This is a genomic window from Streptomyces sp. NPDC005423 (genome assembly GCF_040606415.1).
Taxonomy (GTDB): Bacteria; Actinomycetota; Actinomycetes; order Streptomycetales; family Streptomycetaceae; genus Streptomyces.
In genome coordinates this window covers 259,391-278,670 of record NZ_JBEXET010000001.1, presented here as the reverse complement: position 1 = coordinate 278,670, position 19,280 = coordinate 259,391, and the positions used below count along the sequence as shown (strand labels likewise).

The 19,280-nt window shown below is 73.0% G+C and carries 16 protein-coding genes; 11 read left to right on the top strand and 5 right to left on the bottom strand.

Features of this window, described 5'->3' with window-relative positions; genetic code table 11:
- Positions 1-115 precede the first annotated feature (115 nt).
- Positions 116-712: a SigE family RNA polymerase sigma factor gene (locus ABZT12_RS01210; protein ID WP_356375275.1), complete on the top strand. Its 597-nt coding sequence runs from the start codon at positions 116-118 to the stop codon at positions 710-712.
- The gene (locus ABZT12_RS01205) at positions 709-1,884 is read left to right on the top strand and encodes a hypothetical protein (protein ID WP_356375272.1); all 1,176 of its coding nucleotides are present in this window, start codon (positions 709-711) and stop codon (positions 1,882-1,884) included. The genes ABZT12_RS01210 and ABZT12_RS01205 overlap by 4 nt, the downstream gene beginning before the upstream one ends.
- 60 nt (positions 1,885-1,944) lie before the next feature.
- On the opposite strand, the gene ABZT12_RS01200 is transcribed toward ABZT12_RS01205, so the two are convergent.
- Positions 1,945-2,724: an SURF1 family protein gene (locus ABZT12_RS01200; protein WP_356375269.1), complete on the bottom strand. Its 780-nt coding sequence runs from the start codon at positions 2,722-2,724 to the stop codon at positions 1,945-1,947.
- Between the two features lie 89 nt (positions 2,725-2,813).
- Here ABZT12_RS01200 and ABZT12_RS01195 point away from each other — a divergent pair, with 89 nt between their 5' ends.
- Complete coding sequence (locus ABZT12_RS01195; RefSeq protein ID WP_356375266.1) at positions 2,814-4,652, top strand: prolyl oligopeptidase family serine peptidase; 1,839 nt, start codon at positions 2,814-2,816, stop codon at positions 4,650-4,652.
- 165 nt (positions 4,653-4,817) lie between these two features.
- Here the strand turns inward: ABZT12_RS01195 and ABZT12_RS01190 are convergent, their stop codons facing one another.
- Positions 4,818-6,722 (bottom strand): NAD-binding protein, encoded by a 1,905-nt coding sequence (locus tag ABZT12_RS01190; RefSeq protein ID WP_356376676.1) that lies wholly within the window; start codon positions 6,720-6,722, stop codon positions 4,818-4,820.
- Positions 6,723-6,895: 173 nt separating this feature from the next.
- Here ABZT12_RS01190 and ABZT12_RS01185 point away from each other — a divergent pair, with 173 nt between their 5' ends.
- The 4 genes from ABZT12_RS01185 (at position 6,896) to ABZT12_RS01170 (ending at position 10,077) form a co-directional block, all read left to right on the top strand.
- Positions 6,896-8,026 (top strand): permease, encoded by a 1,131-nt coding sequence (locus ABZT12_RS01185; RefSeq protein WP_356375263.1) that lies wholly within the window; start codon positions 6,896-6,898, stop codon positions 8,024-8,026.
- Positions 8,023-8,814 carry a TIGR03943 family protein gene (locus ABZT12_RS01180; RefSeq protein WP_356375260.1) on the top strand — a complete coding sequence of 264 codons (792 nt, stop codon included), beginning with the start codon at positions 8,023-8,025 and terminating at the stop codon, positions 8,812-8,814. Before ABZT12_RS01185 ends, ABZT12_RS01180 begins: the two co-directional genes overlap by 4 nt.
- Positions 8,815-9,399: 585 nt before the next feature.
- Positions 9,400-9,603, top strand: a complete 204-nt coding sequence (locus ABZT12_RS01175) for a cold-shock protein (RefSeq protein WP_019063123.1) — start codon at positions 9,400-9,402, stop codon at positions 9,601-9,603.
- Between the two features lie 147 nt (positions 9,604-9,750).
- The gene (locus ABZT12_RS01170; protein ID WP_356375257.1) at positions 9,751-10,077 is read left to right on the top strand and encodes an SCO5918 family protein; all 327 of its coding nucleotides are present in this window, start codon (positions 9,751-9,753) and stop codon (positions 10,075-10,077) included.
- 196 nt (positions 10,078-10,273) lie between these two features.
- Here ABZT12_RS01170 and ABZT12_RS01165 read toward each other — a convergent pair whose 3' ends face one another.
- A complete protein-coding gene (locus ABZT12_RS01165; protein ID WP_356375254.1) occupies positions 10,274-10,759 on the bottom strand; it encodes a hypothetical protein in 486 nt (161 codons plus the stop codon).
- Between the two features lie 255 nt (positions 10,760-11,014).
- Between ABZT12_RS01165 and ABZT12_RS01160 the strand changes: the two genes are divergently transcribed.
- From ABZT12_RS01160 to ABZT12_RS01150, 3 genes are all read left to right on the top strand, one after another.
- The gene (locus ABZT12_RS01160; protein WP_356375251.1) at positions 11,015-11,542 is read left to right on the top strand and encodes a hypothetical protein; all 528 of its coding nucleotides are present in this window, start codon (positions 11,015-11,017) and stop codon (positions 11,540-11,542) included.
- Positions 11,543-11,608: 66 nt separating this feature from the next.
- Positions 11,609-11,797, top strand: a complete 189-nt coding sequence (locus ABZT12_RS01155; RefSeq protein WP_356375247.1) for a ferredoxin — start codon at positions 11,609-11,611, stop codon at positions 11,795-11,797.
- A complete protein-coding gene (locus ABZT12_RS01150; RefSeq protein WP_356375244.1) occupies positions 11,794-12,717 on the top strand; it encodes an FkbM family methyltransferase in 924 nt (307 codons plus the stop codon). Before ABZT12_RS01155 ends, ABZT12_RS01150 begins: the two co-directional genes overlap by 4 nt.
- 22 nt (positions 12,718-12,739) lie before the next feature.
- Here the strand turns inward: ABZT12_RS01150 and ABZT12_RS01145 are convergent, their stop codons facing one another.
- Positions 12,740-13,492, bottom strand: a complete 753-nt coding sequence (locus tag ABZT12_RS01145; RefSeq protein WP_356375241.1) for a glycosyltransferase — start codon at positions 13,490-13,492, stop codon at positions 12,740-12,742.
- A gap of 183 nt (positions 13,493-13,675) precedes the next feature.
- Entirely contained in the window at positions 13,676-17,752 is a 4,077-nt protein-coding gene (locus tag ABZT12_RS01140) for a hypothetical protein (protein ID WP_356376673.1), read from the bottom strand.
- A 756-nt stretch (positions 17,753-18,508) separates the two neighbouring features.
- On the opposite strand from ABZT12_RS01140, the gene ABZT12_RS01135 reads away from it, so the two are divergent.
- Positions 18,509-19,213 (top strand): Crp/Fnr family transcriptional regulator, encoded by a 705-nt coding sequence (locus ABZT12_RS01135; RefSeq protein ID WP_356375238.1) that lies wholly within the window; start codon positions 18,509-18,511, stop codon positions 19,211-19,213.
- Positions 19,214-19,280: the final 67 nt, after the last annotated feature.

Genomic DNA, 19,280 nt, shown 5'->3' with positions numbered 1-19,280 from the left:
TGAAACGGATGCGCGGCGCGTACAACCCCGAGGGGGGTGAGCGTGTCCAACGTGCGTGGCCCAGGTACTCGACTTTCCCGCCGCTCAGCGCGGCGGCCCGGCACTACGCCCCCGCATGCCCGGTTCGTCCGGCGGCATGCCGGTGATCGCGCCCATGCCCGCGGCGCGTCCGGCCCGCGTGCCGAACCAGCGTGACGGCGTCGACGACACCGTCGTGGCCGGCACCACCGTCGACCATCTGACCGAGACCTACCGGGCGCACTACCGCTCCCTGCTGGGCCTCGCGGCGCTCCTCCTCGACGACACCGCCTCCTGCGAGGACGTCGTGCAGGAAGCTTTCATCCGGGTCCACTCGGCGCGCAAGCGCGTCCGCGACCCCGAGAAGACGCTCGCGTACCTGCGGCAGACCGTCGTCAACCTCTCCCGCTCCGCGCTGCGCCGCCGCATCCTCGGCCTCAAGCTCCTGTCGAAGCCGATGCCGGACATGGCGAGCGCCGAGGAGGGCGCCTACGACCTGCTGGAGCGCGACTCCCTCATCAAGGCGATGAAGGGACTCCAGCGCCGCCAGCGCGAGGTGCTGGTGCTGCGCTACTTCGCGGACATGACGGAGGCGCAGGTCGCCGAGGCGCTCGGCATATCGCTGGGCTCGGTGAAGGCGTACGGCTCGCGTGGTATCGCGGCGCTCCGGATCGCGATGGAGGCCACGGCATGAGCGAGAACACCGAAGGAGCCCGGCCGCCCGAACGCCAGGAGGGTCCCATCCGGCCCGAACCGGCCTGGGCGCGCAAGCAAGAGCAGAACGAATCGCACGCTGGGAACGGAACTGTGAACCACGGCCTCGACGACCACGGCCCCGACGGGCCGGGTCCCGACGGGCTCGACCCGGACGAGCTGGCCCTGCGCAGGATGCTCCACCAGGCCGTCCACGAGGTGGAGCCGCGCGACGGCACCCTGGACCAGCTGCGGAAGGCGGTGCCCGCGCGCCGGGCCCGCAAACGGCAGGCGGTCGTCGGCATGGCCGCCGCGGCCCTCTTCTTCGGCACCGCGATCCCGGCACTGCTGCACGTCTCCAACGCGGCCGGCTCCGACGCCGATCCGTCCATCGTGGGCAACAGCTCGCAGGCCCAGGGCGGCACCAGCCAGGGCAAGGGACCGGACGGCGACGCCGGCACCACGGGCGGCACCGGCGGCCACGCCGCGAACCCGGGCGACGACGGCAAGAAGGACACCGGCAAGGGCAGGTCGACCGGCCCCGGCGGCGGCCCATCCGCCGGTCCTTCGGCCACCGTTGGGGCGAGCGTCCCGGTCTGTACCGGCGCCCAGTTGGGCACCTCCAGCTCCACCGTCGACGCCCCGGACGCGGCGGGCACGGTCTACGGCTCGTTCCGGGTCACCAATGTCTCCGGGCTCAGCTGCACGGTCGGCGGCGCGGGCACGGTGAGCACCCTCGCGCAGGGCGCGGCGGACGCCACCAAAATCACGGTGGCGCAGCACACCGCCGGTGACGCGGCGGCCGGCCTGCCCGATCCCTCCACCGAGGTCTCCCGGCTGGTGCTGGCCCCGGGCTCGGCCTACGACGTGAAGTTCGCCTTCGTGCCCTCGTCGACCTGCCCGACCAGCGGCGGCGGCGCCGGCACCGGTGGCGGCGACACCGGCGGTGCCACGCCCACTCCGACGCCGAGCGAGGACCCCGTCGCCACCACCGGCACCTCCACCGGCGGAGACACCGGCACCACCACCCAGCTGCTCACCGAGGACGGCACGCTCGACGGCAGTGTCGTCGTCTCCCACACGCCGGACGCGGGCTCGCCCACGGTGTCGGCGACGGTGACCGGCGCGTGCGCGGGGACGGTCTACCGGACCGGGGTGCTGGCGGCGTCGTAGCGGATGAGCCGCGGGTCGCACGGTGCTGGTCGTCGGCGACGGCGCGGGGGCCGTGTGCCGTCAGACACCCACCGGTTGGTCCTCGGGCACCAGGCCCAGTTCGGCGTCCCGGGCGAACTCCGCCTCGCGGCGCAGCAGTCGGAACCACATGAAGACGACGAAGCCGGAGAAGACGAACCACTCGCCGGTGTACCCGAGGTTCTGGAACGCCTTCAGGTCCAGGCCCGTGCCGGCGGGTACGGTCGCCGGTACGGCCGTCATCCCGGACTCGCCCTTGTTGAGCGTGATCCAGGCGTCGTACAGGGGGTACGGCACGAGGTTGACCAGCGAGGCCGAACTGATCGCCGCGGTCTGGCCGGCCGGGAGCCCGCCCTGCGCGCTGACGCCGTTGTCGCCCGGGGTCTCGGACGCCTGGAGGACGCCGGTGACGGTGACCTCGCCGGCCGGCGCCGCCGGTGCCTTCGACGCGTCGGCCCGGCCGGGCAGCCAGCCCCGCACGACGGGCAGGGCCTTGCCCCCGTCGGTGCGCAGCAGAGTCAGTACGTAGAAGCCGTTCTTACCGTCGAGTTGGCGGTCGGGGACGAGGAGCTGTCGGGCGTACCGGCCGGTGACGGTGGCCTGGCGGCCGGAGGTGGCCTTGTCGACGGGGAGCAGCCGGGCCAGCGGCCGTGCCGCCTCCGTGCGCGCCGACTCGACCTGGCGGGTGGCGTCGTGGCTGTCCCGCACCCGCGCCTCGAACCGGCTCAGCTGCCAGGACCCCATGAAGACGCAGAAGGGGATGGCGAGCAGCACGAAGACGTTGATGCCCCACCAGCGAGGTGTCAGCAGAAACCGGTACACGCCGTCCACGGTACGGGGCTCCGGGCCAGGGTCCGGCCGGGGGGTCGGAAGCGGTTCGCGGGGCGCCCGCGGGCGGGCAGTATGGGGGCATGACTGAGAGCAACGGGTCCGACTCGCCGGACCAGCAGGTGCCGGCCGAGGAGATGCCGGACTGGGAGAAGCGCTTCCGGGCGCCCCGGGTGTCCCTGCCCGACTGGGCGGACGACGCACCGGACCGTTCCCTGTTCGTGTCCAACGCGACGGGAACCTACGAGCTGTACGCCTGGGACCGGGCGAGCGGCGGACAGCGCCAGGTCACCGACCGGCCGAACGGCACGACGGACGGTGTGCTCACCCCGGACGGGGAGTGGATCTGGTGGTTCGACGACAAGGACGGCGACGAGTTCGGCGTCTGGCGCCGCCAGCCCTTCGGCGGCGGCCCGGACGAGCCGGCCGTGCCCGGCCTGGAGCCGTCCTACCCGGCGGGTCTCGCCCTGGGCCGTGACGGCCGCACGGCGGTGGTGGGCCGCTCGACCGACGAGGACGGTACGACGATCCACCTCGCCCGCACCGGCGAGGAGACCGCGCTGATCTACCGGCACCGCGAGTCCGCGGGCGTCGGCGACCTCTCCTACGACGGTTCGCTGATCGCGATCGAGCACACCGAGCACGGTGACGCGATGCACTCCGCGCTGCGCGTCCTGCGCCCCGACGGCAGCCCGGTCGCCGAGCTCGACGACACCCGGGGCGGCACCGAGGAGTCGGGCCTCGAGGTGCTCGGCTTCGCGCCCGTCGCCGGTGACGCGCGGCTGCTCATCGGCCATCAGCGGCGCGGCCGTTGGGAGCCGCTGGTGTGGGACGTCCTCGGCGGCGGCGAGACCGACCTCGCGCTCGACCTGCCGGGCGACGTCGGCGCCGAGTGGTACCCGGACGGCTCGGCGCTGCTGATCGCGCACAGCTTCGAGGCCCGCAGTGAACTGTTCCGCTACGACCTGGCCGCACGCGAGCTGGTGAGCGTGCCCACCCCGCGCGGTTCGGTGTCGGGGGCGACGGCCCGGCCGGACGGCAGCGTGGAGTTCCTGTGGTCGTCCTCCGCCGAGCCGTCCGCCGTGCGCTCCACCACCGGCGCGGTGGTGCTGGACCCGCCCGGCCTGAAGTCCCCGGGATCGGTCCCGGTGCGGGACGTGTGGGTGGAGGGCCCCGGCGGCCGGATCCACGCCCTGGTGCAGCAGCCGGCCGGCGCCACCGGCCCCCTGCCGACCGTCTTCGACATCCACGGCGGCCCGACCTGGCACGACAGCGACTCCTTCGCGGCCGGCCCGGCGGCCTGGGTGGATCACGGGTACGCGGTCGTCCGCGTCAACTACCGCGGCTCGACCGGCTACGGCCGGGCCTGGACGGACGCCCTGAAGCACCGCGTCGGCCTGATCGAGCTGGAGGACATCGCGGCGGTCCGGGAGTGGGCGGTCACCTCCGGTCTCGCCGACCCGGCCCGGCTGATTCTCACCGGCGGCTCCTGGGGCGGCTACCTCACCCTGCTCGGCGTCGGCACCCAGCCGGACGCGTGGGCGCTGGGCATCGCGGCGGTGCCGGTCGCCGACTACGTGACGGCGTACCACGACGAGATGGAAGCCCTGAAGGCGATGGACCGCACGCTGCTGGGGGGCACGCCCGAGGAGGTCCCGGACCGCTTCGCGGCGTCCTCCCCGCTCACCTACGTCGACCAGGTCAAGGCGCCGGTGTACATCTCGGCCGGCGTCAACGACCCGCGCTGCCCGATCCGCCAGATCGACAACTACGTCAGCCGCCTGGAGGCCAGGGGCGCCACCCACGAGGTGTACCGGTACGACGCGGGCCACGGCTCACTGGTCGTGGACGAGCGGATCAAGCAGGTCAGGCTCGAACTCGACTTCGCAGACCGCCACTTGAGCAGAACCGAGCCCGCCTAGGCCCCGATATCGGGCAGCCCCAGCAGCCCCAGCAGCCCCAGCGGTTACAGCGGTTCCAGCAGGATCAACCGTTTCAACCGGCTCCGGCGCCGGGTGCCGCCACACCCGGCTGTGCCGCCACACCCGGCTGAGCCGCCACGCGCGGCTCGCCCGGCCGTGCCCGGCTCAGGCGCCGCGCGGGCCGCTTCGGGGGCGTCGGCCCAGCAGCTCCGCCAACCCCCGTCGGGTGGCGGCGAGCACCACCCGGTCCGAGCCCCGCAGGACGTACGTGTCGGGCAGATCCCACACCAGCCCCGCCCCCCGTACGTCCTCGGTGGCCTCCCGCCCGGCCGTGTCCAGCGCCAGCACCCGCCACGACCCCGCCTGGAACGCCTCCGCGAGGGTCTTGCCCTCCAGGTGCGGATGGCCGGCCACCCGCATCGCCGCGAAGAGCAGCACCCGCCGCTCGACCGGGATCGCGCCCAGGATCTGCCTGCCCATCATCGCCCCGGCGAACGCGGGCGCGGCCAGATGCGAGACGCTCCGGCTGCGGGTGAGGGCGCCGGGGTGCGCGGCCCGCAGGGTGCGGTACACGGCGGTCGCGAAGTCGTCGTCGTAGAGGCGCAGGACGACGCGGAGGTCGGGGCGGACCGAGCGGGCGTAGAGGACGGCTTCGAGGTTGGTGGTGTCGGCGCTGGTGACGGCGAGGAGGGCGCTGGCCCGGTGCACCTTGGCGGCTTCCAGGACTCCTTCCTGGGTGACGTCGCCGAGGATCACCGGTACCCGCAGCCGCCGCGCGGTGGCCAGGCCGCGCGCCTCGGGGTCGGCCTCGACGCACACCACCGGGATGTTCAGTTCGCGCAGCCGGGTCAGCACCCGGGTGCCGATCTTGCCGAGCCCGAGCAGGACGACATGGCCGCTCAGTCCGCGCGGCGGCTTGCGCAGCGCGGACGCCGTGCGGAACGTCCCGAGGCCTTCGAGGACGGCGGCCAGCAGCACCGGCAGCAGCAGCAACCCGACCAGTCCGGACAGGAGTTGGAGGATCTGCCGGCCGAGCGGCGCCCCGATCGCGGGGTCGTCGATCGCGAAGAGGTCGAGCAGCGTCAGATAGAACGCGCCCAGCGGGTGGATCCCGGTCACCAGCCAGAGCGCGACCGCGAGCGCGACCACGCAGCCCACCATGCCCGCCAGCGACCAGCGCAGCCGGCGCGAGAACAGCGAGGAGAAGGCCGGTACGACACCGCGACCGCGCCCGCCGGACAGCGACGGCCCGGCGTACGACACCTGCTCCAGGACGACCGTGCCGCGTCCGGTGGCCGCCGCGACCGCCGCCGCGTCGGGAAGCAGCCGCGGCCCCTGCTCGCCCATGCCCTCGGAACCGTCCGCGCCGGCCGGGTCGCTGCTGGTCGCCGAGAGCAGCGCCAGCGTGGCCAGTCCGGGGACGGCGACCTGGCCGGGCTGCGGCGGCGGCCGTTCCACCGCGCGCAGCAGCAGGCCGTCGGTCTGTACGACCTTGCTGGTGCCGGTGATCGCGGTGGCGGCGAGCGCGGGCGCGGCGGTGTCGGCGTCGGAGAGGACGGTCGTCGAGGCGTCGAACCCGGCGCCCGCCCCCGACCCCGAGCCGTCGCCGGTCGCCAACGCGGCTGCCTGGTCGAGGAGTTCCTCGATGTGCTGGCCGAGCCGCCGGTTGTAGAGGCGCAGCACGAGCCGCAGCCGGGGATTGAGCCGGCGGGCGGTGAGGGCGGCGCGGATGTTGGTCTCGTCGTCCTCGTAGACGAGTGCCAGCGCGGCGGCCCGCTCCACACCGGCCTCGGCGAGCAGCGCCTCGGTGACCTGGTTCGCCTCCAACACCCGCTCACCGCGGGCGGGTTGCGGACCGGTGGGGGTGGTCGTGCCGGCCCCGTTGGTGCGGCCCACGGCGGCGGTGACCCGGTCGCGCAGCGCCGTCGAGGCGGCCCGCGCCCGGCCGACGACGGGCGGCCCGGCGGTGGCCTCGGAGGGCGGCACGACGAGCGTGACATGCTCGCCGTAGACATGGCGCAGCTCGGCGGCGAGACGGTGCGCGAGCCCGTCGTCGCCGCACACCACCATGTGCGCGGGCGCGTCGCCCGGCGCACTCGGATAGGGACTCTGGTACGGAACGCTCGCCACGAGGGAAAAGACTGCCCCAAGGCACCGGGTGGTTCCAGTGTTCGGCTGAACAAGGGGGTCAAGTCCGGCGTATGCATGGAGAGGGAGACCAAGTCGTCGGAGGTACCGCACCCGTGGCCATCACCAGACCCGCCCCGAACACCGGCGCGCCTCCGGTCACCGGCCCCGGGGCGGGGCCGAAGAACCCGAAGAACCAGATCAGCAAGGGCAGTCGGGAGACCGACGGCGGCCGAGGCCGTGAAGCCGGCGGAGGCGGCAGAGGCAGCCAGGGCGGTAAGGACCCTGACCGGGAGGGCTGGCATCTCAACTCGCCGCTCGTCCTCGTCATGGTGCTGCTCGTGGTCGTCGTCGCCCAGGGCTCGGTCCGCAGGGCGCTCTCCGCGCCGGTGATGCAGAGCTGGATGACGGTGTTCGTCGCCGTGGTCGTCCAGGCGCTGCCCTTCCTCGTGCTCGGTGTGCTGCTGTCGGCGGCGATCGCGGTCTTCGTGCCCGCGTCGTTCTTCGCCCGCGCGCTGCCCGGCCGGCCCGCGCTGGCGGTGCCGGTCGCCGGGCTGGCGGGCGCGATCCTGCCCGGCTGCGAATGCGCGTCCGTACCGGTGGCCGGGGCGCTGGTGCGCCGGGGGGTGACACCGGCGGCGGCGATCGCGTTCCTGCTCTCCGCGCCGGCGATCAACCCGATCGTGCTGACGGCGACCGCCGTCGCCTTCCCGCGCGACCCGGAGATGGTCCTCGGCCGGTTCGCGGCGAGCCTGCTGGTGGCGTGCGTGATGGGCTGGCTGTGGCAGCGGGTCGGCCGCACGGACTGGCTGCGCCTGCCCGAGAAGGGGAGCTACGACGGCCAGAGCAAGGGTGCCGCGTTCTGGGGGTCGGTGCGGCACGACGTGATGCACGCGGGCGGGTTCCTGGTGCTGGGCGCGATGGCCGCGGCCACGCTGAAGGCGGTGGCTCCGGCGAGCTGGCTGCGCACGGCCGCGGACAACCCGGCGGTGTCGGTCCTCGCCCTCGCCGTCCTCGCCGTACTGCTGTCGATCTGCTCGGAGGCGGACGCCTTCGTGGCGGCCTCGCTGACCCAGTTCTCGCTCACGGCCAAGCTGGCCTTCCTGGTGGTGGGACCGATGATCGACCTGAAGCTGTTCGCGATGCAGGCGGGCACGTTCGGCCGCGGCTTCGCGCTGCGGTTCGCGCCCGTGACCTTCGTCCTCGCCATCGCGGGCGCGGTCGCGACCGCTGCGGTGCTCCTGTGAACCGGCAGGCGCAGGCGGCCGTCCTGTTCCTGCTCGGCGCCGCCCTGCTGCACGCCGGCTTCACCGACCTCTACCTCCGCTACGTCAAGGCCGGCCTGCAACCGCTGCTGCTGCTCTCCGGCGCCGTCCTGATCGTGGCCGCGCTGGCGACGGCGTGGTACGAGTGGCGCACTCCGAGGACGGCCCACGCGGACGGCGACGCGCACGTTGCCGAGCACGCGGCCGAGCACCGGGAAGACCATGGGGACGACGAGGGGGACGACGGCCACGGCCACTCCCACCGCGAACCCCGTATCTCCTGGCTGCTCGTCCTCCCCCTCTTCGCCCTGATCCTGATCGCCCCGCCCGCGCTCGGCTCCTACAGCGCCGTCCGCAGCGGCACAGCCCTCCAGCAGCCCTACGGCTACGCCAAGCTTCCGGCGAGCGACCCGCTCCCGATGAGCCTGGTCGACTACGCGGGCCGCGCCGTCTACGACCACGGCCGTTCCATCGGCCGGCGGCAGGTCAGGGTCACCGGTTTCGTCGCCCTCGACCGGAAGGGCACGCCCTACCTCGTCCGCATGGCGCTCAACTGCTGTGCCGCCGACGCCCAGCCCGTCAAGATCGGCCTGACCGGAAAGATCCCGCCGGTGCTCCAGCCCGACACCTGGCTCCAGGTCACCGGCACCTACACCGCCCGGGAGACCAGGGACCCGGTCAACAACGGCCCCGTCCCCTACCTCCAGGTCACCCGCGCCACCCCGGTCCCCACACCGCACGACCCGTACGACGAGAGCTGGAACCAGTGACAGAAGCCGTGCGGGGGCCGGAGTGGAAGCCGGTGCGGGAGGTCGGAGGCGGCCCGAGCCCCTGGCGTCCTTCCGTTTCTGGGGCCGGCAGGACGTGACGGGGGACACGAACAGCACCGAATCCGCCCCGTGCGGACCCGTTTCACGTGCTGGTTCTCGGCCCCTGAAGGGGGTGCCGGGAGCCTTGGGCGGATCTTCGTCGGCCGAATATCTTCACCCGTCGTAACAGACATTCCTCGCAAGTGGCTGGCTTTTCAGGAGGGGGAGAGCCCGGGGACGGGCTTCCGGGGGCGGGCCGTCAGCGGCCGGACGGGGATCCGCGCGTCGGCGGGGAGTCACGCCGCTCGGCCGACGGGGTGGAGGGGCACCGGTCAAAAATCTGATGTCGGCGATACAGAAATTCCGCCGGTTTCGGACGAAGCTTTTCCCGGCCATTTCCTTCGGCGCGGCAAATCGTTCCGTGCTAGGCTGGCGCCAGTTGCAGTTGTGGTTACCTTTACTACCGGTTCCCGGGTTGGTGATCACTTCTGTAAGTAGGAGGCTCGTAAAGTGCGAGTCTCCAGCACTGCTTTCAGGAGTTATGACATGGCCACCGGTACTGTGAAGTGGTTCAACGCGGAAAAGGGCTTCGGCTTCATTGAGCAGGACGGCGGCGGCGCCGACGTCTTCGCTCACTACTCGAACATCGCCACCCAGGGCTTCCGCGAGCTGCAGGAAGGCCAGAAGGTGACCTTCGACATCACTCAGGGCCAGAAGGGCCCGCAGGCGGAGAACATCGTTCCCGCCTAAGCACGCGAGACTGCGAAACTGGGGCCCGCACCTTGGGTGCGGGCCCCTTTTCGTATCCGTTCATTTTCCCGCTTTCTTTAGTTTCACCCGGAGAAAATCCTCCCTCTCCTCCCGTTCTTCCGTTCGAACCCCCTTGGTGAGGCCCCCATGCGCTGCGTGATCGCCCGTTACCCCTTCGATCTGACGAAGAGCGAGGTGGAGGAGATGATGAAGGGCATCAAGCCGGAGCCCGTCACCGCTCACTGCGCCGTCATCGGCCGCCGCCTCTTCCCGGTCAAGCAGGTGGGCGAGGTGATCACCCGCCAGGACCGTCGCGACTTCACCGCCTTCGAGGTGACCCGCGCCCTGACCCGCCTCGGGTTCACCTGCCACGACGCGCCTCCCGCGGCGCCCGCCGCCACCCCGGCCCCCGCTCCCGCGCCGGCTCCCGCCGACCCGGAGTCCGGCCCGTCGTACATCGGCACGATCAACTGACATCCGGGCCGCCGGCCGACGCTCAGGCGTCGGGGCGGCCCGCGCTCCGGCCCCCCGCGACCGTGTGACACATGACGCCTGACGTATGACGTCCGAAGCATGGCGGAGAGACTCCGTCGGCTCATGTGCCCGGTCGCGGAGCTGTGTCCGGGCCCGGTCATTCCACAACGCCCGGTCGGGGGACGGCCGGTGGTGGTCACCCGGCGGTCGCGGCCCCGTCCACAGCGTTCGGCGCGGGCGGTAGCCAGCCCTCGGTCCGGGCCGCCGTGACCGCGAGGCGTTCGGTTTCCTCGGCGGCGCTGTTCAGGCCGGGGTCGCGGCCGGCCGCGACCCCGGTGGCGGCGGCACCGGCGGCGCGGGAGGCCGCGAGGGCGGTACCGAGGGCAGGGGTGGGGGTGGGTCCGGCCGCCGCCTGGGCGGCCAGGGCCGCCGCCGCGGCGGCGTTGCGGGCGCAACGGGCCGCCGCCGCCGGGTCGGAGCCGGCGGGCGCGGACGCGAGCGCCGCCAGTGACCCCGCGGACAGGCGCAGGGCGCCCGCGGCCCTCGCGGGGAGGGAGTCCGGGACGGGTGGTGCAGAGGCGGGGTCGATGCCTGCGTGCCGGCAGGCGGCCTCGGCGCGGAGGTGCGCGCTGCGGGCGCGGGCCCCGTGCCGTTCGCTGAGGGCCTCCGCTGTGGTGGTCATCGTCCGCTCCTCGTCCGCTCCGTGGGGGTGTCGTGCGGGTGCTGTGGCTCCGCCGTCCGTCCGCTCGCGGCGCGGGCAGGGTGGCACGCCGGGCGTGAACTCACCAGAAGCGCGGCGGGGTTGCCGTCGGACCGGCTCCGCTCGCGGTCGCTCTGGAAATCTGACGGACCGTCAATTATGGTCGCCGGACAGTGGTGGCACTGCTTGGCAGTGGTTCCCAGGACCGAGCAAGGGGTGAACGGTGTGGTGAAGCCCATGCAGACGCAGCCCGAGAGTCCGCGACCGCCAGGCGCTCCCCGCTGGGTGGCGATGGCCTACCGGCCCTCCTCGTCCTCCTGGCAGGTGTGCGCGGAGTCCCCCTACCGGGCCCCCGTGCAGTACGCGCTCGGCGAGATGGCCCACACCGTACGGGCGCGCGGCGACGATCTCACCGTGACCCTCTGGGGTCCGCGGGACGGTGTCTGGCAGCGCTACGCCGCCCCTGGCCCCGCCGCCCCCGAGGCGCCACCGGCCTCCGGACCGGCGCCCGGCGAAGGCGCCGCGGGCGCCGAACGTTCCGCGGGTGCCGCCGGTTCCGTCGCTTCCGCCGGGCCGAGTGTGCTCGCGGAGCGGATGAGCGACCGCCGGCAGCAGGTGCTGAGGGCCGGCCTGAGCAAGGCGGGGCTCCACGACCTCACGCCGGACGACTGGGCGGCGGTGGAGACCCTCGCCGAGCGGCTCGACGAGACGACCGCGCGCACGGTCGCCCGGTGGCTCGGCGCGGCCGGCCGCGAACAGGGCTGATTCGGCGCGGGCCACGGCGGGCAGTCAAGCGGGGAAGGTGTGCCGCGACTGGAGTGGAGTGGACGCGTGAAGGTCTCCATCGACCCGGAACTCTGTTACGGATCCGGCGAGTGTGTCTACCGGCTTCCGTCCGTCTTCACCGTGGTGGACGGTTTCGGAGCCGTCGTCCCCGGCCGCGAGGACGGCGACGACGACCCCGAGGTGCGGGACGCGGCCGAACGCTGCCCCTCCCAGGCCATCACCGTCGGCGAATGAGCGGTCCGCTCTCGGAGGTCCTGGTCACGCTCGGGCGCCGGTACGTCCGCCACGCCCCGGGCTCGTTCGCCAAGTCGCTGCTCGCCGCCCGCTTCCTCGACCCCCGCCTGCGCGACCGTCCGCGCCGCCGTGTCGTGGAGACCCGCTCGGGGGCCCTTTTCGCGGTCGACACCGAGGACCTGATCCAGCGGTACCTGTATCTCTTCGGGGTCTGGGAACCCCATATGACGAGCTGGCTCCAGCGGCGCCTGCGCCCCGGGGACTGCTTCGTCGACGTCGGCGCCAACGTCGGCGCCTTCAGCGTCCTGGCCGCCCAACTCGTCGGCGCACAGGGCCGGGTGGTCGCCGTCGAGGCATCCCCGGTCTTCCACGAGCGGCTGCTGCGCCAGGCCCGGCTCAACGGCTTCGACACCATCAGGGCCGTCAACGCGGCCGTCTCCGACCGCGCCGAGACGCTGACCTTCGTCCTGGCCAGCTCGCACAACACGGGCGCCAACAGCATCGTCCCCTACGAGGGCCCGGCGGAGTCCACCTTCCGGGCCGGGGCCCGCCCGCTGCCCGAACTCCTCGAACCGGCCGAACTCGCCGCCGCCCGCGTCATCAAGATCGATGTGGAGGGCGCCGAGGGCGCGGTCGTCCGGGGCCTGGCACCCGTGCTCCACCGGCTCCGCCCCGACGCCGAGATCACCGTAGAGGTGTCCCCCGACCGTATGACGCAACTCGGTTATTCGGTGCGGCAGTTGCTGGGCACCATGACCGACGCGGGCTTCCGTGTCTACCGGTTGCCCAATGACTACGCCCCCGCGAGCTACCCGGCGGCCCTCAGCGGTACGCCCGGCATCGCGGTACGCCTGCACGGACCCGTCACCGGCGAGTGCGACCTCGTCTTCTCGCGGGTGGACGCGGAGACGCTCCGCTGACAGCGCCGCCGCCCGGCCGCGCTCAACTCGGGTGCGTCCACGCGAGGTTGGCCAGTGCCCGCGCCCTGGATTCGGCCACGGCCATCCGGGCCGCCCGCTCGACGGGATCCAGGTGCGGGGGCCGGCCGGTCATCTGCCCCTCCCACTTGCGGTAGAACAGCCCGACCTCCGCCGAGAACCAGCCCCGGCTCACCGCGTTGAGCGCCAGCAGCAGCCCGGTGTCCTCTGAGGCGGGCAGCGCCATCCAGCCGCCGAGCGCCAGCAGCAACTCCCGCCGTACGCACAGGGTCGCCGGGTGGACCGGGGCCCGGAAGCCGTTCGCCTTCCAGGAGTCGAGTACGGTCCCGCGCTCGACCGGCCCCTCCAGCGGGTCCCCGGGGAAACCGGCCGTGGAGCCGTCCGGCAGGAGGTCCAGGACGCGGGAGACGGTCCAGCCGATCGCCGGGTCGGCTTCGAGTACGGCCAGATCGCGGGCGAGCGCGCCCGGTGCGAGCTGGTCGTCGGCGTCCAGGATCTTCACGTGGTCGCCGTCGGCGTGCGCGAGCGCCATGGTCCTGGCGACCCCCGGGCCGCCCGGCCGCCCCTGCCGGAAGGTCACCCGGGAGTCGTCGGGCAGATACGGAGCGACCTCGTCCGAGCGGCCGTCCTCCTGGACGACCCAGTGCCACTCCCAGCCCTCGGGCAACTCCTGTGCGCGCAGCGACTTGTACGCCTCGGGCAGGAAGCGCGCCGCCGGAGCGTGCACGGCGGTGACGACGACGACGCGTCGGCTCATGCCGGACCCCACCGCCCTTTCCGGGCTCGGTAGTCGGAAGCGACCGGACATGTGAAGACCCGACCGCTGGCGACGGGGGATGCACCAGCGATCGGGCCGTAGCCAACAGTAACAAGGCAGTTGGGGCGGTGGGGGCCGACTGTTGCGCCCCACAGCGGAGTTGTGAGCGGGATCACGGACGCCTCAGTCGTCGCACGGGGAGTCGTAGGACAGCCGGGGCAGGTACTCGTGCCATTTCTCCGCGGTCAGGACGCCCCTGGTGGTCGCGCAGATCCGGCGGATCGCCCGGTCCGCGTCGAGGTCCCACAGCCGCACGGTGTCGGCGCCGCTCGACACCCCGAGCAGATGGCTTCCGGGGCTGAACGAGAGGAAGTTGCCGGTCTTCGCGTTGGGGCTCAGCGACTGTCCGATGGGCGTGGCGGCGGCCGGGACGGAGACGTTCCACAGGCGGACCGTGTTGTCGTTGCCGCCGCTGGCGAGGGTCCGGCCGTCCGGGCTGAACGTCAGCGACACCACCGCCTCGGTGTGCCCGGTGAGCGGCGAGCCCAGCGGGTCCGCCCGCGCCGGATCGGTGATGTCCCACAGGCGGACCGAGTTGTCGTCGCCGCCGCTGGCCAGCGTATGGCCGTCCGGGCTGTAGGCGAGCGCGTTGACCGGGCCGAGATGGCCGGTGAGCGGTGCGCCGAGGGGACCGGCGTGGTGCGGATCGGCCACGTTCCACAGCCGTACGGTGTCGTCGGCGCTGCCGCTGGCCAGGGTCCGGCCGTCGGGGCTGAACAGCAGCGTGTTCACGTACCCCTTGTGGCCGGTGAGCGGTGCGCCGATCCGGGCGAGGCGGGCCGGGTCGGCGGCGTCCCACAGCTGGATCGTGCGGTCCTCGTAGGCGGTCGCCAGGGTGTGGCCGTCCGGCGAGAAGGCCAGCGCGTCCGGCCCGGCGAACCGGGTGCGCAGCGCGACGGGCGGGGCGTACGGCACGGGGTGGGCCGGGTCGGTGACGTTCCACAGCTGCACGGCGCGGTCGCCCGTGAGCAGCGCGAGGGTGTGGCCGTCGGGCGAGAACACCAGCGCCTTCACGTCGCCGCGCCCGGGCGTGAACGGCTTGCTCAGCGCGACCGGACGGCCGCCGTCGCCCACGTCCCAGAGCCGCACCTTCTCGTCGACCGCGGCGGTCGCGAGCACCCGGCCGTCCGGGCGGAACGCCCCGATCCGGCCGATCATGTCCGACGTGGGGATCGACCACAACCGGACCTTGCTGTCGCCGGTCCCGGTGGCGAGCGTCCTGCCGTCGGGGCTGAAGCCCAGCGCGTACATCTCGCCGCTGCTGCCCGCGAGGGGCTCGCCGACCTGCGAGGAGTATGCCGGGTCGGCGACGTTCCACAGACTCGCCGTGCTGTCGGCGCTCGCCGCCGCCAGCATCCCCCCGGCCGGGCTGAACGCCACCGACCAGACGGGCCCGGTGTGCCCGGTGAGCGGCCCGCCGAGCGCCGCCGCGTGCGCCGGATCGGCCACGTTCCACAGCCGTACGGTGTCGTCGGCGCTGCCACTGGCCAGGGTCCGGCCGTCCGGGCTGAACGCCACGGAGTGGACGACGCCGGTATGCCCGGTGAGGGGTACGCCCAGCTTCTCCGGGTGCCGCGGGTCCGCCATGTCCCACAGCCGGATCAGGTCGTCGTCACCCCCGGCGGCCAGGGTGTGCCCGTCCGGGCTGAACGCCACCGACCGCACGGCCGCGTCGCCCCCGCGCAGCGTGCCCAGCGCCTTCGGCCGGTCGGGGTCGCCGACGTCCCACAGCCGTACGGTGTGATCCTCGTCGGCGGAGGCCAGCGTCCGCCCGTCCGGACTGAACGCGAGCAGGTAGATCGTGCCGTCGTGGCCGGCCGGCGCGGTGCCGAGGAACCTGGGGCGGCCGGGGTCGGAGACGTCGTAGAGCCGGACCGTGCCGTCGTCGGAGGCGCTGGCGAGGGTGCGCCCGTCGGGGCTGAAGACCGCCGTGCTCACCCAACTCGTGTGTCCCGTAAGGGGTTTGCCCAGTGCCTTGGGGCGCGTCGGGTCGGCCACGTTCCACAGGCGTACGGTCCGGTCGTAGCTGGCGGTGGCGAGGGTCCTGCCGTCCGGGCTGAACGAGGTGAGGTAGACGGCGCCGGTGTGGCCGAGCAGCGGGGTGGCCAGGGGTGCGTTCACGATCGAGATCAGCCGGTTGCGGGCGCCCTCGTCGCCGGGCCGCAGCCGGTGCGCCACCAGGTCGAGCCGGGCGGAGAGCGACGGGTCGGTGTACTGCACCCGGTCCGCCTCCGCGACCACCTGCTCGAACACGGCGTCGTTGCGCTGCTCCCAGGCGACCACCGCCGCACCCACGGCCAGCATCGCCAGCACGACCAGCGCCGACACCGCGCCCCGGAAGATCCACACGGTGCGCCGGCGCAGCCGCACCGACGCGGCCAGGAACTCCACCGCGCTGCGGGTCAGGAAGGTGTCCCCGGCCGACTCCGCCCAGGTGTGCGCCTGTTCCAGGCGGGACCCCCGGTAGAGCAGGGAGCTGTCGCGGTCCGACCCCTCCCAGGAGTGGCTGTCCTCCTCCAGCTGCTGGCGCAGCAGGTGGTCGCCCCGGTCCTCGTCGATCCACTCGCGCAGCCGGGGCCAGGCGTGCAGCAGCGCCTCGTGGGTGATCTCCACGGTCTCCGCGTCCAGCGTCACCAGCCGGGCCCGCACCAGCGCTTCGAGCGACTCCTCCGTCTTGCCCGGATCCGTCGACGCCTCCGCCAGCTGGCGCCGGGTGCCGCGCCGACGGGTGGCCTGGGTGTCCTCGCCGACCCGGACCAGCCGCAGCAGCAGCAGCCGCGCGGCCGTACGTGCCGCCGGGTCCAGCCCGGACCAGGCGCGCTCGGCGCTCGCCGCCACCGCGCCCTGGATCCCGCCCGCCGCCCGGTACCCGGCCAGGGTCAGCCGGCCCGCCTTGCGCCGCTGCCAGGTGGCGAGCAGGGCGTGCGACAGCAGCGGCAGCACACCGGCGTCGTGCGCCCCGCGCGGCCCGTCGTCGCTCACCTCCCGCACGATCAGCTCGGCCAGCCCCGGTTCGAGCTCCAGCCCCACCGCCTTCGCCGGCCGGGTCACCGCCTCGCGCAACTCGGCGCTCGTCAACGGCCCGAGCACCATGTGCCGGTGCTGGAGCGCGTCCGCGAGCTCGGGATAGCCGAGGCACCGCTCGTAGAAGTCGGCGCGGATGCCGAGCACCACGAGGACGGGCGCGGGGTCCCCCAGCCCGGGAGGCGTGGACAGGGTGTGCAACAACCGGACGAAGTCCCGGCGTTCCGCCTCGTCCGCGCAGAGGGTGAAGGTTTCTTCGAACTGGTCGACTATGACGACGGGTTGGAGGGTGGGGGAGGCGGAAGGGGCGGGCTGGGAGGAGGGGGAGGGCGCGGTGGTCGCCGTGTGCACCGTGTGCGTGGCGGCCTCGGGGAGGCCGAAACCCCCTGTCATGGGCGGGAGTTCGGAGCTTCCGGGGATGTTCAGGAGTGCGGAGATGTCCGGGATGCCGGAGATCCGCCGGGCCAGCTCCCCGAGGGGGTCGGCGCCCGGGACGAGTTGGACGACCTCGCCCACCCGGCCGTCCTCGTCGCCCAGGGCGCCGTTCCGCAGCGCGGGCACCAGACCGGCGTTCAGCAGGGAGGACTTGCCGGCTCCGGAGGCGCCCACGAGCATCACCAGCCCGCCCGACTTCTCCGCCGCGCGCAGCTGCGCGATGAGGGCGTCGGTACTGCGCTCCCGTCCGAAGAACCACCGGGCGTCCTTGCTGCGGTACGAGGCGAGCCCCCGGTAGGGGCAGACCCCGCCGGGCACGACGGAGGTCTCAGCGGGGGAGAGTTCGCCCTCCTCGGCGGATCCGGCGGGCCGCTCACCGACCGGACCGGCGACCGCCAGCTCCCACAACCGCTGCCATTCGGCCAGGTCGTAGAGCCCGGCCGAGACCGGGGCGGGCCGCGCCCGGCGCGCCTCCGGTATGAGGATGTGCAGCACGGCGGCGAGGGCCGCGAACTGGGCCGGTACGTTCCTGGCCCGCCGCCAGTCGCTGATCCGCTGCACGGAGACCCGCACCGGGCGCCCGCGTTCGTCGACGCGCTGAAGCCGTACGACCGAGTCGGCGACTCGTCTGAGGGGAGGGTTGCCGGCCTCCTTGTAGAGCAGCGCGAGCCGCTCCGCGAAGGCTGTGCGTGCCCCTGAGTCGGAACTCAAGGTCCCACCCCTAACTTCCCCACCTGGCATCCGGACCGGAAAACTCACTTTATACGGCTGACCTGCGGCGAAGCGGGCGCCGGAAGACCGGAACCTCCCTGGCGCGGGCCCGAACTGGCAGGATCACGACCCAACGGCGCACCGCCGGAACAGGCTCCGGACAGCGCCCTCCAGCTCATCGCCTCCCCCTCCCGGGGAGCCCGCCCAGTACGCCGTACGTTCTCGGTCAACTTCCGCCGCCCCCGCGGAGATCACCGGAGTACGGCGACGGTCTCATCCCGCGAGCCGGCGACGGGTGAGCCCAAGACCCGTGACACGGCCCGCTCGGACCGTGCTCACGCCGCCGCCCGCACCGTTCGGCACCGGTCCGCACGAGGGGAGGGACCGGAGCCGAACGGTGTGGCGGTCATCCCGGCCGGTGGGCGGCCTGTCCGTCGCCGCCCGGCGGGTAGCAGCCGTGGCGCGACCGTCCGGCCGTACCGCCGGGGCGGAACGGCTTTCCCCCCCGGTCGCCGACGCGCGGCACACCGTGCCGGCCGCCGCTGGACCGCTCCAGTTCCGGTGCGCTTTCCTGCGCGACATCCGCGATAGAGAAACCGGTCACAAAAGATCGACTCGCGCTGATTTTGTGCTTACTGAGAACGGTCATTCGATCAGACTTGGCAATGAAGCAAGGAAACCGGCCACATCTTGTCACCCCGGTATGCCGGAACACGGCACGGCGGCAGCATGGGCAGACATTTGCACGGCGCGTCGCGGCGCTGAGCGAGATTGTCGGGGGTCCTGGTGCATCACACGTGGCTGCAGTCCACATTTCTCGGCCGGTTGCGGAGTACGACGCGCGCGGAACTGCTCGGACAGGGCACTCCGATCAGTTATCCACCGCACCGGCCCCTCTTGCAGCAGGGAGACGAGAGCCGCCACGTGCTGTTGATCACGAGCGGTGTCGTGAAAGTCGTCGCCAGCTCCGAGAGCGGCTACGACATGCTGCTCGCCGTCCGCATCGCGGGTGACCTCGTCGGCGAGATGGCGGCCTTCGAAGAGCGGCCCAGGTCCGGCACGGTGGTCGCGTGCGGTGACGTGACCGCCCAGATCATCCAGGTGCGGACGCTGGAGAACTTCCTCAGCCGCCACCCGGACGCCATGCGCGCCATCCTCCACATGCTGTGCGCACGACTGCGCTGGGCCAACAGGCGCCGGATCGACTTCCGGGCCTACGACTCGCTGACCCGGCTGGCCAGGGTCCTCGCCGAGTTGAGCCAGGCCTACGCGCCGGCCACCCGGGACGGCGACGGCACGCGGTGCGACCTGGGCGTGACGCTCACCCAGGGAGAACTCGCGTCGCTGGCCGGCCTCGCCCTCAACACGGCCGAAAAGAGTCTGGCCAGTCTGACCGCCATGGGGCTGGTGGAGCGCAGTTACCGCAGCATAACCATCTGTGACGTTCCGAAACTGCTCGAATTCGCCAAAGTCGTTGCCGACAACCCGTAGTGATACGGGATCACTTCGCGCGCCCTCTCCTAGCCTCTCGGACAGCACTTCGTGGGCAGTCTTCGCC